The organism is Microcoleus sp. B5-D4, assembly GCF_036705145.1.
Taxonomy (GTDB): Bacteria; Cyanobacteriota; Cyanobacteriia; order Cyanobacteriales; family Microcoleaceae; genus Microcoleus.
In genome coordinates, this window is record NZ_JAUBTV010000132.1 from 1 (window position 1) to 12,858 (window position 12,858).

Genomic DNA, 12,858 nt, shown 5'->3' on the forward strand with positions numbered 1-12,858 from the left:
TTATTATCTCCGATGATTCACTTTTACTTCCTCAATCCGCGTATGTGCCAGTTGGGGGTGCGGAATGTGGGTTTAAACGTCCTTCTCAAAAGATACTAAAAAACAGTCGTACTCTAGTTGGGTAACAGGCTCAAGCCCCTCGCTTTTCGTACAACAGGGACTCCAGCTCTCGAATCGCGGCTTTGTACTGCTGTTTGTTACCAAAGCTGCGGACGAGCTCCATCGGAGTTCCCAGTTTGGCAAACGGGTCAAGCTGTAAGACAGTCGTATCTTCGATTGCAATGATGCCCCGATCTGCATACTTATCCAATAGAGCATTCAATACAATACAGGCAGTTGCACCATATTTGGCAAACACATCCCGCTTCCGTACTTTATCGGCCCGTTCTTTACGAGTCAGGGGGGGACAGTCAAAGGCAACATGGCAAACTAAGTCGAAGAGGTCATAGTCCTTACCGACCATATCTTCCAAAGCTTCTAGAATCACCCCATGCTCTTTCAACTCATCAACAATTGCTTGTTTGCGATCGGCTTCGTTCCACTTTTTGAGAAAATGGTCGAGAGACTGGTATGCCTCGCTGACAGTGCGACGAGTATAATCCTTTAGCGACTCTGTAGTTAGTTGTCCATCCTTGTTGTAATAGCTCACCCGCTCCTTTGCTACCTCGAACTCCTGCCGACCGACTCGATACTTGATACGAACTGACTTGTCAGTGTCGGTGCGATCGTCATTATCGCCCACGTCCTCGCCCTCATCATTCCCTTTTGCTTCTGTACTAGCGACCGTTCCGGTTGGTTGACTTTCTGTACCAAAGTCTTCATCCTGAATCGGTGGGCCGTCCCAATCCGGGTCATCAAAGCGTTGGCTGGCGTTGCGGAAATCAATAATCGTGAAGAAGTTCTTGCCATAGTCCGGGCGTAAGCGTGTACCCCGACCAATAATTTGCTTAAACTCCGTTAGGGATTCGATACGTCGATCCAACACAATCACATGGCAGGTTTGGGCATCTATCCCCGTCGTCATTAGCTTAGATGTTGTGGCAATCACTGGATACGTTTCTTTGGGATTGATAAAGTTATCGATTTGAGCTTTACCTTCCTTCTCATCACCGGTAATTCGCATGACGTAACGATGGTCTTTGAGAACAAGCCCTCGATTCAGCGTTACGTTAGCCAAGGCTTCTCGCATTCGTTCGGCGTGGTCAATGTCCTCACAAAACACAATAGTCTTCCGCATTGGGTCGCCATCGTGAAGGAACTGACTGACATATTCCGCAACCCGTTGAGTCCGTTTGTCAAAGGTAATGTTTCGGTCATAGTCCAGCAGGTTATAGTCCCGCTCCTCAATTAGTTGACCGTTATCGTCATATTCTCCTGCTTCTGGTGTCCAACCTTCCAGGTCTTTATCTAAGTCAACTTGTATCCTGCGGAAGGGAGCCAGGAAACCATCTTCGATTCCCTGCTTGAGGGAGTATTCAAAAATCGGTTCACCAAAATAATCAATATTTGAGACGTATTTGGTTTCCTTTGGCGTTGCCGTCAGTCCTACCTGAATCGCCTCAGAAAAATAATTGAGTACCTGTCGCCAATTGGAGTCATCTGCTGCGCTGCCCCGGTGACACTCATCAATCACCACCAGGTCGAAGAAATCTCGGTCGAATTTCTCGTAGAGATTATCTCGTTCTTCATTGCCGATGATTGCTTGATATAGTCCCAGATAGATTTCATAGGCGGTAGTAATCTCCCCAGTTTGATTATCAACCAGGCTGCGGTCTAGCTTCGTCATGACCTCACCAAAGGGGCGAAAGTCATTAATACTCGTCTGGTCTACCAGTGCATTGCGATCGGCCAGAAACAAAACCCGTTTGACAACTTTCGTCTTCCACAGTCGCCAGATAATATTAAAGACTGTGTAAGTTTTACCCGCTCCGGTTGCCATCACCAGCAAACACCGTCTCTGACCACGAGCGATCGCTTCAATTGTGCGATTGACTGCAAGTTGTTGATAGTAGCGGGGTTCCTTCCCGCCAATCTCAAAGAAATAGGACGACGTTAGCAAATCCTGATTAACGGATTGTAAATCTTTCCCCTGTTTATAGTGCTGCCATAGTTCCTCTGGTGACGGAAAAGCATTCAGGCTGAGTTGCTGTTCTATCTGAGCGTAGGTTCCACTCTTGTCATGGAATAAGAAGGCATCCCCATTCGAGGAAAAGACAAAGGGAACTTTCAGAGCCTCTGCGTAGGCAAGTGCCTGCTGTATCCCTGCCCCCACACTATGCTTGTTGTCTTTGGCTTCAATGACTGCGATCGGCTGATTTGCTGGATAATACAGCAGGTAATCTGCCCGTTTCTTAGCTCCTCGCGCCGCCATCTGACCCCGGACTATCATCTGACCGTCCGTAAAGCCATATTCCCGGCGAATTTGACCCTTTTTCCAACCCGCCTCATAAAGGGCAGGTGTAATGTAGCGATCGCAAATATCAGGTTCACTCAGGTCTTTCTTATTCATTATTTGTCGCCTGAAAGTCTCTCTATAAAGTATTTCTAAGAAGTTAGCTCCATCAGTAATTATGAACCTAGCTGACGGAAAGGCTTTTGGGAGAGCTTACATCAAAGCTAACTCATTAGGCAGTATCTCGTACCTGGTAAACTCACGGAATTTTGGTAAGTGAAATGGCTGAAGCGGAATGACGGGGCGATCGGATTTGTGATTGTTCGCGTTATTTGGCCTGTCTAACCGTTAGATATGTTTTTAGTGTAAGAAATTTGCCTGTGAAGTTGTCAAGGTTATCTCCATCCAGTTAGCTCAAGTTAATCCAGAAAAATACTTCGCTCAAATAGCTTTGTGATATGCACTCATCCCTCCAAAAGGCAACCGACACCGCTCACAACACCCATCCAGCCAAAGCGCCGGAACCTTAAACCTCGCCCCACAATTAGGACATTCTGACAGCAAGCGTAACTGATGCCGTAGCTTGCGGGGCGGAACGCCATCGCACCCCTGCATCCTTTTAAACTGCTAGATGAATTATTTTCTATTCTTAAAGAAGTTTCTACACGGGCTGCTGCTAATGTCTGGACACCCCTCCTCACCGGGTGACATAATATGCACCAACATGAGGTTGGCTTGATTCGATTTTGCTTCCATTTGCTGTAAGTCTCTGACCTATGTGTGAGCGAGAGTAGGTTCAGTTTTTTCAGTTTTTATCGTGATGGGATGTTGTACACTCAAAACAGAACAGGGGGCATGGTGAAACACATAGTTACTGACGCTCCCCTGGATTAACTCTTTGACACCGGACAGTCCCCGATGCCCGATGACGATCAGATCCGCTTCCCAGTCTTGGGCGATCGCACAGATGGTTTCACCGGGGTTATCCACAAAGTCGCCAGTTTTTTGCATACCTTCTGCGTCTACACCCGCTGCGATCGCCCGTTCACTATAGGCTTGCAGAAACTTCAAGCCCATCTGTTCGTAGGTTTTCCAATGCTGTTCGTAGAAATCTGCTTCTGCATTAAAATACTCAGGATTGTAATTTCCGCTGATAGGTCCTTCGATCTGGGGAAACCCTTTCTCCTGCATATGGATAATATGGAGCATGAGCAAACTGCCTCCGGTGGTTTTTGCCTGAGCGATCGCGGTTTCAACAACATGATCGGCCAGATCAGATTGAGCGATCGCCACTAGAATTTTGTGAAACATAGAATCTCCTTTCAGAATGATACGTGGTGGCTTCGAGATTTCTTGGAGCTACGACTTACCCTGCTTCGGTTTTCGTAAGAACTGCCTGAAGTTGTGCCTCATCTTCGTGAGATAACGAAGTTCGTAGGACTTTTCCCTCAAATTTGCTCAAGTCGTCCAAAACCTTGTCAGGTGTAGACTTTCTCACCAAAACAAAAATGGCAGAGGTTCCAGGTTCGATCGTGTTGCCTAGTTCTTGAATGAAATTGTCATCAATGCCGATATCCGTTAAGGCACCGGAAAGGGCACCCACTGCTGCACCGAAAATTCCCAGCATTGGTTCAAAAAACATCAAGCCGATTAACAGTCCCCAGAAGCCGCCACTTAACGCGCCACCGGTGACGAGTTCTTGAGTTTGTTTAATCTTGACTTTGCCATCTTTCTTTCTGACCACGATCGCTGCATCTTCTAGATCGATCAGATATTCCCGCTCCATTTTTCTGAGATCGAGCAACACTTCATCTGCCTTAAATTCATCAGGAAAGCCAATCACAATTAGATCACTCATATTTTTCTACCTGTTAAAATGAACACTCAACTTTGAAAAGGAAAAACTTGCACCAAGATAATCACAGTTCCTAGTCCTAGAAAAGAATACTAGATGTCATAGTGAGACTCCTGTGAATGAGCTAGTTTTGTCTGAATGTTGCGATGACCCCTGGGGACAAATGCAGGTGTCAGTGCGGCATAACGGGCATACTCCTCAAGACCTCCTTGTGAATAGAACAACTCGCGATTCCAGGCTTGTTACCACCCTTGCATCTGTGCGATTTCAGCGCTCTGAGATGTGATGATTGACTGAGCCAAAGTACGGATTTCTGGATGAGAAGCACACTCAGATGCCATCTTCGCCATCATCACCCCCATTTGATGATGGGGAATCATTTGGCGCACAAATTCTTTGTCAAAGTCCGGGGCTTTCTTGAGCGCGTCGAGGTCGGTTTTCATGCTCATCATGCCCTGGCCCTGACCCATCATGCCCTGACCCATCATGCCCTGACCCTGGCCCATCATGCACTGATCCTGACCCATCATGCCTGAGCCTGTGCCCTGCCCTTGGTTGTGGTGCTTTCCCATCATGCCCATGTCATTCATTGAACGTGCAGCGACTTCTTTGCCGAACCACTGTTTGTACCAGGTACGCATCTCTTGAATTTCACGAGTTTGGTCTTTTTTAATCGCTTGGGCTAATTTTTTAACTTCTGGGCGTTTGCCATTAATCAAAGCAAGATCAGCCATTGCGATCGCATCTTGGTGATGCGGGATCATCATTTCGATAAAATGCTGATCGACTCGAACCGATCTGGGTTGTTGAGGATTTCCTGGTGCAGGTAATGACTGAACTTGTTCGCTGTTGATAAGGACAAATCCAGTAATAGCACCACTACTAAGTAGCCCGACTAAGCTGTACACCAAAAACTTCTTATTCATAACTCTACCTGATTTGAAGAATAACTAGGTTTCAATACTGGCTGCTGCAAAGCAAGACGCGCTCACTGATGCAACAAGGCAATGCGGTAAATTAAATGGGTTTATGCCGTTGCTTTAGCCATCTGACGGCAAGATTCAGCACAACGACGGCAGGCTTGAGCGCACTTCTTACACGGCTCGTGGTCGTGCTTCTCACACTCAGTTGCACAGCGATCGCACGCTTCTGCACAAACCGCACACATTTGGGCGTGCAGATCAGAATTACGAGCCATGAACCGAGCGCAGAGGGTGCAGGTATCAGCGCAATCGCGGCATAGCTTAATACATTGAGCCATCATCTGCACCATGTCACTGGTTAAGCAAGCGGTTCCGCATTGCTCACACTCACGAAGACAGTCGAGGCAATTCTGAATGCAGGTTTCTAGCAGAGATTGATGAGATTTAGTAGTAGTCATGGTTTTAAGCTCCTAAAAAATCAACACAACGAAGAATAGATTGTTATGCCCTTCACCTTGGTTAGGGGATGACTAAGTTCTTATATCTCTCAAGCTACGCTCAGACTATGAGAAACCTATGAGCGATTCAAGGTTTACGTCTTTAGGAAGATTTTTCCAGATTTTTGGCGATGAGCAATTCATTTCATCCTGATTTGATTATTTCCCATTATTATTGGAGGATTCCGACCACCTGACACCGCAACCAGCCTGTAAAGGAGTTAGACTGATGAAAATTTTGGTGGTAGAAGATGATGAGGCAATTGCCGACCTACTTACTTATATGCTCTCCAACCAAAATTACGTGGTTGAAGTTGCTAACGATGGTGAGGCAGCTTGGGAACTGATTGTTATTTATAACTATGATTTACTGCTGATAGATATTACGCTCCCTCGTTTAGACGGAATAAGTCTCTGTCGTAGAGTCAGAGCCCACGACTATAAAATGCCAATTCTGGTGGTAACAGGGCGAAGCAGTGGTCACGATAAAGCGATCGGGCTAGATGCAGGTGCTGATGCGTACATGGTGAAACCGCTCGATCAGGAGGTATTGATTGCTCGAATTCGAGCCTTGCTGCGTCGCACAGGAACGGCTTTTCAATCTGTGCTGGAGAAGGGTAGTTTGCGGCTCGATCCGACAAGTCGTGAAGTTACTTACGCAGGGCAACTTCTATCCTTAAGTCCCAAGGAGTTTTCGATCCTAGAGTTCTTTTTGCGGAATGGTCGTCAAGTCTTTACCTACAGCGTAATTTTGGATCAAATCTGGGCGTATGGAGAGACTCCTAGCGAAGATGCCGTGAGAACTCATATTAAGGGGCTACGGCAGAAATTTAGAGGGGTCGGCGCTCCCACAGATTTGATTGAAACGGTTTATGGACTGGGTTATCGGCTTAAACCTTTGGAAGCGATCGCTGATTCAACCAAGACGGCTCAACTCACGTCTAATGAAGCGACTCAACCGATTCAACAACAAACCCTCAGCGCCTTATCCAAGCGTCAAGAAATCGATCGCGCCTCAAACGACTTAACTACAGAACGAATCGAGCCGGAAGAGTCTCTGTTTGCGGATGAGCGTCCTTTGTTATTGATCGTCGATCCCGATCGCCAACTGGCCCAACAGTTGATGAATGAAGCGGTAGACTGGGGATTTCGGAGCGCGATCGCAACGACACTTTCCGAAGCCGAAACGAAAATTGAGCAAGATGCGCCTACCGTTGTGCTACTCGATCCCGATATTACTCATCCCACAACAGAGAGTTTAAGGCTGCTGGCAAAGCTCAGTCATCAAACTCCTTCTGTGCCAGTTCTAGTTTTAACCAGTCACGATCAATTAACCGATCGCCTAGAAGTTGCCCAACTCGGCGGACATAGTTTTTTACACAAACCCTTGCCCCCGGCTCAAGTGCTGAAAGCGATCGCACAAGCGGCACAACAAGCAAAGACAGCAAAGCAACGGGTGATGGTCGTCGATGCTGATCCCCAGATTCTTGCAACTCTGAAGGAGTTCCTAGAACCCTGGGGATTGAGCGTAACAACGCTGAACGATCCTCAACGATTTTGGGAAACGTTGAAATCCTGCTCACCGCATCTGCTAATTTTAGATGTGAAAATGCCTGCTGTGAGCGGCGTTGAGCTTTGCAAAATTATCCGCAACAATTCGCGCTGGGGGCGCTTGCCGATCATTTTTTTGACGGCGCATACCGATGCTGCGATCGTCAATCAAATGTTTTCAGTAGGTGCAGATGACTTTGTGAGCAAGCCGATCGTAGGGCCAGAATTGGTCAGTCGCATCATCAATCGCCTAGAACGGATCAAACTCCTTCAGAATGCTGCTGAGACAGATTATTTGACCAAACTCTCTAACCGCCATAAGTCAACCCAAGACTTAAACAAATACCTTCAACTTGCAAATCAACAGAATCAGTCGCTCTGTCTAGCAGTTCTGGACTTAGACAATCTCAAACAGATCAACGATCGTCACGGGTACAATACTGGCGACATGGTGATGCGTCAGTGGGGACAGTTGCTCCGGCAGACTTTTAGGCAAAATGCAGTCGTTGCTCGCTGGGAAAGCGATGAATTTGTGGTTGCCTTATCTAGCATGATTAAGGCAGATGGTATTCAAAGACTCACTCAATTATTAGCAACGCTCCACCACAGAAAATTTGTTGCTCCCGATCAAACTCAATTTCGGATCACATTTAGCGCTGGCATTGCTCAATATCCAGATCATGGAACGGATTTGCATTCTCTTTATCAAGCCGCATCCGAAGCCTTGCATCAATCTAAAGTTGCTGGGTCTGCTTGTATTTTTTCTACGGAAGACTGTAGGGCTATTCTCAAACAAACGAAGTCTTAATTCATTATTAAAATTCTCAAACTCAAACTTTTCTTAACTCCTCATAAGTTCCTCAGATTGTTTTATTACAGTCAAAGTGGATATGCAAGGACTGTTGCATACAATTCTGAAAGTGTGCTGAGACCGGCTGCCTATATTTCCTTGGGTCATGCGCCCGTCTCAAAAACTGTTTTTCCATAGTTGATAGAAAAGCTCATCCATGAGTGTCTTCACTGTTTACATCTATCTCCCTACTATAAAAGGTCAACTCCATGAGCACAGCTATACTGTCACCAAAAACAACCAAAACTAATTGGTCTGATGTAATTGAGTATCCTCAATCTGGAGCCAAGAGCAAGATTCTGCTAGAAGATAAAAATTGTCGCTATACGCTGATGTCTCTAGCGGCATCAGCGTCTCTGCCAGAACATACTAACCCCCGCAATGCGACTGTGAATGTGATTGAAGGACAAGGCGTGTTGATGCTGGAAGATGAAGAGATTGTTCTAGGATCTGGAGTCTTTGCTTTTATACCCGCCAACGCACGCCACGCGCTTAAAGCAGTGACAAACCTCGCCTTTTTATTGACGCTCTCTGAACCGGTTGCTGGCTCTAATCATTGACCTTATCGTTCCAAAAAATTAGGAAACTACTATCATGATTCGACTGCTCGTTAATTTTCTGGAAGCCTTGTTAAATACCTTTTATCAGGGTCGCGATCGCGTCTTCGCCCGATTTTTTGTACTGGAAACTGTTGCCCGTGTACCCTATTTTGCTTTCACCTCCGTTTTACACCTCTATGAAACAATGGGCTGGTGGCGTAAATCTGACTGGTTAAAGATACATTTTTCCGAGTCTTGGAATGAACTGCACCATCTGCTGATTGCCGAATCCCTCGGTGGCAATGATCGCTGGTACGATCGCTACCTTGCCCGGATCGGAGGATTGATTTACTACTGGATCATTGTTTTGGTCTATATGCTAAACGCCTCTGCTGCCTACAACTTCATGCAGCAGGTTGAAGAGCACGCCTATCACACCTATGATCTATTTCTCAAAGAGCACGGTGAAGAACTTAAACAAATGCCTGCGCCAAAAGTAGCAATTAACTACTATCTAGATGGCGACTTGTATATGTTTGATGAATTTCAAACGACGCATCCTGAAGCCTTTCGCCGTCCTCAGATTGAGAATCTCTACGATGTCTTTGTTGCCGTTCGCGAAGATGAATTAGAGCACGTCAAGACGATGATTGCGTGCCAACAACCTGAAGCTAAAGAGACATTCCAAAGCCCCCACGCCGAGAATCGTCCTGCACTTCCAGAATCGGTAAGAGCCGCGATTGAGTTGCAAACCGCGCAAATCATACAGGAAGCAGAAAAAGAACCCGTTCAAATAACGTAATTGCCAAGGAGAAAGGCCATGTTATATCTCGATGAGATGAGCACAAAAGAGATCAACGAACTGCTGCGGGAAGTAGGATATGGACACCTCGGCTGCATAGGCGAAGGGTATCCATATATTGTGCCTATGCACTATTACCTTAAAGACTCAGAAATATCTATCTTCACAACGGTGGGAATGAAGACTCAGTATATGGATGCAAATCCAAAAGTTTGCTTACAGATCGAAGAAGTTCACGATCGGGTACACTGGCGCAGTGTTGTTGTGAATGGTCGCGCTGAACGCCTCACTGAGCAGTAAGACATTGATCGGGTGATACAATTTGTCAAAACGCAGAATCCAACAGTTTCGCCTGCGATCAATCGAACCTGGATCGATGCTTGGGGACGATCAGAGGTGATTGCAATCTACCGCGTTCACAAGAGTGAAATCAGTGGACGCACGACTGATGGAGTCAGCAGTCGGTAAGAACAGATATACCTCAATATGAGTACGGTCAATCGTTAGGATTTGGCGCGAGTGATGTTTGGCATCCATGCCTTTAGTAAATGTTAAAAACAACCGCTAAAACTTAAGTCGATCTAGTTCTGAAAATCTACCAAATAAGGAGAAAATTATGACAGAGATCGTGAGCCGCGAGATTCGGCTAGTCTCCCGCCCCAAGGGGATTCCCACCGCAGATAACTTTGCGATCGCCGAGACCAAACTAGACCCACTTCAAGATGGGCAAGTGCTCGTTCGCAATCTCTATATGTCAGTCGATCCATATATGCGCGGTCGCATGAACGAGGGGAAATCCTATGTTCCATCTTTCCAGTTAGGCAAAGCACTCGAAGGCGGCGCAGTCGGCGAGGTAATCGAGTCGCGTGCCCAGGAATTCAAGCCGGGTGATGTTGTCACTTCCAACTATGGCTGGCGGGAATACTTCATAGCTGCACCAAAAGATTTGCATCAGGTTAGCCGCGAGATTCAACCGCCCTCAGTTTACCTCGGTGTTCTAGGCATGACAGGTATGACTGCTTGGGTTGGGTTGAATTTGGTAGAAGTCAAAGCCGGCGATGTTATTTTTGTTTCGGGAGCCGCAGGCGCGGTGGGAAATGTCGCCGGACAACTGGCTTCATTGCGCGGATGCCATGTCATCGGGTCTGCTGGGTCAATGGAAAAAATCAAGTTTCTGCGGGAAGAATGCGGATTTGATAGCGCCTTCGATTACAAGGCCGGCCCTGTCCTCGAACAACTGAATCAGGCAGCACCAGACGGAATTGATGTCTATTTCGATAACGTAGGAGGCGAAACGCTGGAAGCAGCGCTTTCAGCATTGCGCGTACACGGTCGGATTATCGCTTGTGGCAGCATCTCCGGTTATAACGATGAAAAACCGCAGCCGGGCCCTTCCAATCTATTTAATATGATTGGCAAACGCTTGACGATGAAAGGGCTAATCGTTAGAGATTGGCTCGATCGCCAGAGTGAATTTGAACAAGAAGTGGGCGGCTATTTCCAAGATGGGAAATTGAAGAATAAGGAAACAGTAGTAGCAGGAATCGATCGAGCCGTGGATGCGTTCATCGGTCTTTTTGAAGGTAAAAATGTGGGTAAAATGGTGGTAAAATTGGATTAGGTGACGACTAATTGAGTCGGCACTTGCTTCATTATTTGAGCAAGTTGAAACCCTAGCTCGCTTATCGTTATTTGGTTTAAGAAAGTATGGATCTTCAACTATCAGATCGGATTGCATTAGTCAGTGGTTCAACTGCCGGAATTGGACTCGCGATCGCCACGACACTTGCCCAAGAAGGAGCAACTGTCATTGTCAATGGCAGAACGCAAGAGCGCGTAAACGATGCCCTCAAAAGCATTCAGCAAAGTGTCCCCAATGCCAAACTTCAGGGAATTGCTGCCGATTTGGGAACAACCGCAGGAGTTGAATTGTTGTTTCAACAGGTGCAAGAAGTCAACATTTTGGTCAACAATTTAGGAATTTATGGCTCCAAAGCATTTGAAGATATCTCCGATGAGGAGTGGATGAACATTCTGGAAGTAAACGTTATGAGCGGTGTTCGGCTCTCCCGTCATTACTTACCTTTGATGCTAAAAAAAGATTGGGGACGAATTATTTTCATCTCTAGTGAATCTGCCTTGAATATTCCCGCCGAAATGATTCACTATGGCGTTACCAAGACTGCACAAGTAGCCTTGAGTCGTGGTTTAGCTGAAACAACGGCAGGCAGTCGTGTCACGGTAAATACAGTATTGCCAGGGCCAACCCGTTCCGAAGGAGTGGAAACTTTCATTGAGGGACTCGCCAAGGATCAAAATATTTCACCCGAACAAGTTGAGAAAGAGTTTTTTACCAAGACTCGTCCATCTTCACTGATTCAGCGATTTGCTTCAACGTCGGAAGTTGCGGCGTTAGTTGCATTTGTTGCTAGTCCTTTAGCCTCTGCAATTAATGGTGCTGCCTTGCGAGTCGAAGGTGGAGTGGTGCGATCGATTGTTTAATAAATCTGCCTTCGTAGATCGCTTTCACAATCAGGAGTATGAATTCCCAATCGCGATCGTTGGTACGGCTCGCGATCGCATTATTAAAAATATATTCATTCCGATGTCGCCGGATTCGATCTTACTACCCACCGCGAAATAACCCCAATTAAGAGGTTAGTGATGCCAACTGCAACGGATTTTAAAGACTATTACACCATTTTGGGAGTAAGCAAAACGGCAACTCCTGAAGAAATCAAACGGGCTTACCGCAAGTTAGCCCGCAAGTACCATCCTGACCTCAATCCTGGAGATAAAGACGCAGAGGCAAAATTCAAAGACCTCAATGAAGCAAATGAGGTGCTTTCCGATCCAGAGAAACGGCCGAAGTACGATCGATTTGGTGAACACTGGAATCAGCCCGGATACAGTGAAGCGCCACCATCTAGAGGAACTAATGTTGGGACGGTTGACTTCGATCGGTACGCCGACTTTGATTCGTTTATCAACGATTTGCTGGGTCGATCGACAGCAGGATCGAGCCGTAGAACCAACGCAACCAGCGGCTTTGATGATTTTGGTGACGGATTTCGTTCTCAAGCGCCTGCACCGGATACCGAAGCCGCGATCGCGCTCACATTTTCCGAAGCTTTTCACGGTGTCCAGAAACGGCTACAACTCGACGATGAAACAATCAATGTCCGCATTCCCGCAGGCGCAAAACCAGGTAGTCGAATTCGACTCAAAGGTAAAGGTCGTCCTAGTCCATTCTCTCAACAGCGCGGCGATTTGTATCTAACTATCGAGATTTTGCCGCATTCCTTCTTTCGATTCGAGGGTGATGACCTAGTTTGTGAGATTCCAATTCGTCCCGATGAAGCCGTTTTAGGGGCAGGGTAAGAGCATCTTAATCAGGCTTGACACAAGCACTTGAGAATCTGCATCATATAGTCATCATTCATCGCCGC

At 46.6% G+C, this 12,858-nt stretch carries 13 protein-coding genes; 7 read left to right on the forward strand and 6 right to left on the reverse strand.

The window, feature by feature from the left end; genetic code table 11:
* Positions 1-130: 130 nt before the first annotated feature.
* The 6 genes from hsdR to QUB10_RS32305 form a co-directional block, all read right to left on the reverse strand.
* Positions 131-2,509, reverse strand: coding sequence for an EcoAI/FtnUII family type I restriction enzme subunit R (hsdR, locus tag QUB10_RS32280; RefSeq protein WP_333207200.1), 2,379 nt, complete (start codon positions 2,507-2,509; stop codon positions 131-133).
* Positions 2,510-2,856: 347 nt separating this feature from the next.
* The gene (locus tag QUB10_RS32285) at positions 2,857-3,093 is read right to left on the reverse strand and encodes a hypothetical protein (RefSeq protein ID WP_333207201.1); all 237 of its coding nucleotides are present in this window, start codon (positions 3,091-3,093) and stop codon (positions 2,857-2,859) included.
* A 73-nt stretch (positions 3,094-3,166) separates the two neighbouring features.
* A complete protein-coding gene (locus QUB10_RS32290) occupies positions 3,167-3,703 on the reverse strand; it encodes a universal stress protein (protein WP_333207202.1) in 537 nt (178 codons plus the stop codon).
* A 55-nt stretch (positions 3,704-3,758) separates the two neighbouring features.
* Positions 3,759-4,250 carry a DUF1269 domain-containing protein gene (locus QUB10_RS32295; protein ID WP_333207203.1) on the reverse strand — a complete coding sequence of 164 codons (492 nt, stop codon included), beginning with the start codon at positions 4,248-4,250 and terminating at the stop codon, positions 3,759-3,761.
* Positions 4,251-4,489: 239 nt separating this feature from the next.
* Entirely contained in the window at positions 4,490-5,173 is a 684-nt protein-coding gene (locus QUB10_RS32300; RefSeq protein ID WP_333207204.1) for a DUF305 domain-containing protein, read from the reverse strand.
* A 101-nt stretch (positions 5,174-5,274) separates the two neighbouring features.
* Positions 5,275-5,628, reverse strand: a complete 354-nt coding sequence (locus tag QUB10_RS32305) for a four-helix bundle copper-binding protein (RefSeq protein ID WP_333207205.1) — start codon at positions 5,626-5,628, stop codon at positions 5,275-5,277.
* Positions 5,629-5,896: 268 nt separating this feature from the next.
* Here QUB10_RS32305 and QUB10_RS32310 point away from each other — a divergent pair, with 268 nt between their 5' ends.
* The 7 genes from QUB10_RS32310 (at position 5,897) to QUB10_RS32340 (ending at position 12,790) form a co-directional block, all read left to right on the forward strand.
* Complete coding sequence (locus QUB10_RS32310; RefSeq protein ID WP_333207206.1) at positions 5,897-8,026, forward strand: response regulator; 2,130 nt, start codon at positions 5,897-5,899, stop codon at positions 8,024-8,026.
* Between the two features lie 251 nt (positions 8,027-8,277).
* Entirely contained in the window at positions 8,278-8,628 is a 351-nt protein-coding gene (locus QUB10_RS32315; RefSeq protein WP_333207207.1) for a cupin domain-containing protein, read from the forward strand.
* A 34-nt stretch (positions 8,629-8,662) separates the two neighbouring features.
* Complete coding sequence (locus tag QUB10_RS32320; RefSeq protein ID WP_333207208.1) at positions 8,663-9,409, forward strand: alternative oxidase; 747 nt, start codon at positions 8,663-8,665, stop codon at positions 9,407-9,409.
* Positions 9,410-9,445: 36 nt separating this feature from the next.
* Entirely contained in the window at positions 9,446-9,709 is a 264-nt protein-coding gene (locus tag QUB10_RS32325) for a pyridoxamine 5'-phosphate oxidase family protein (protein WP_333207209.1), read from the forward strand.
* A gap of 316 nt (positions 9,710-10,025) precedes the next feature.
* The gene (locus QUB10_RS32330) at positions 10,026-11,030 is read left to right on the forward strand and encodes an NADP-dependent oxidoreductase (protein ID WP_333207210.1); all 1,005 of its coding nucleotides are present in this window, start codon (positions 10,026-10,028) and stop codon (positions 11,028-11,030) included.
* A gap of 86 nt (positions 11,031-11,116) precedes the next feature.
* The gene (locus QUB10_RS32335; RefSeq protein WP_333207211.1) at positions 11,117-11,911 is read left to right on the forward strand and encodes an SDR family oxidoreductase; all 795 of its coding nucleotides are present in this window, start codon (positions 11,117-11,119) and stop codon (positions 11,909-11,911) included.
* Between the two features lie 162 nt (positions 11,912-12,073).
* Positions 12,074-12,790: a DnaJ domain-containing protein gene (locus QUB10_RS32340; RefSeq protein WP_333207212.1), complete on the forward strand. Its 717-nt coding sequence runs from the start codon at positions 12,074-12,076 to the stop codon at positions 12,788-12,790.
* Positions 12,791-12,858 lie beyond the last annotated feature (68 nt).

What these genes read in the sequence shown, in the direction of transcription:
- hsdR (WP_333207200.1), bottom strand. Translation starts at nt 2,509, where the DNA reads ATGAATAAGAAAGACCTGAGTGAACCTGATATTTGCGATCGCTACATT.
- QUB10_RS32290 (WP_333207202.1), bottom strand. Translation starts at nt 3,703, where the DNA reads ATGTTTCACAAAATTCTAGTGGCGATCGCTCAATCTGATCTGGCCGAT.
- QUB10_RS32295 (WP_333207203.1), bottom strand. Translation starts at nt 4,250, where the DNA reads ATGAGTGATCTAATTGTGATTGGCTTTCCTGATGAATTTAAGGCAGAT.
- QUB10_RS32300 (WP_333207204.1), bottom strand. Translation starts at nt 5,173, where the DNA reads ATGAATAAGAAGTTTTTGGTGTACAGCTTAGTCGGGCTACTTAGTAGT.
- QUB10_RS32305 (WP_333207205.1), bottom strand. Translation starts at nt 5,628, where the DNA reads ATGACTACTACTAAATCTCATCAATCTCTGCTAGAAACCTGCATTCAG.
- QUB10_RS32310 (WP_333207206.1), top strand. Translation starts at nt 5,897, where the DNA reads ATGAAAATTTTGGTGGTAGAAGATGATGAGGCAATTGCCGACCTACTT.
- QUB10_RS32315 (WP_333207207.1), top strand. Translation starts at nt 8,278, where the DNA reads ATGAGCACAGCTATACTGTCACCAAAAACAACCAAAACTAATTGGTCT.
- QUB10_RS32320 (WP_333207208.1), top strand. Translation starts at nt 8,663, where the DNA reads ATGATTCGACTGCTCGTTAATTTTCTGGAAGCCTTGTTAAATACCTTT.
- QUB10_RS32325 (WP_333207209.1), top strand. Translation starts at nt 9,446, where the DNA reads ATGAGCACAAAAGAGATCAACGAACTGCTGCGGGAAGTAGGATATGGA.
- QUB10_RS32330 (WP_333207210.1), top strand. Translation starts at nt 10,026, where the DNA reads ATGACAGAGATCGTGAGCCGCGAGATTCGGCTAGTCTCCCGCCCCAAG.
- QUB10_RS32335 (WP_333207211.1), top strand. Translation starts at nt 11,117, where the DNA reads ATGGATCTTCAACTATCAGATCGGATTGCATTAGTCAGTGGTTCAACT.
- QUB10_RS32340 (WP_333207212.1), top strand. Translation starts at nt 12,074, where the DNA reads ATGCCAACTGCAACGGATTTTAAAGACTATTACACCATTTTGGGAGTA.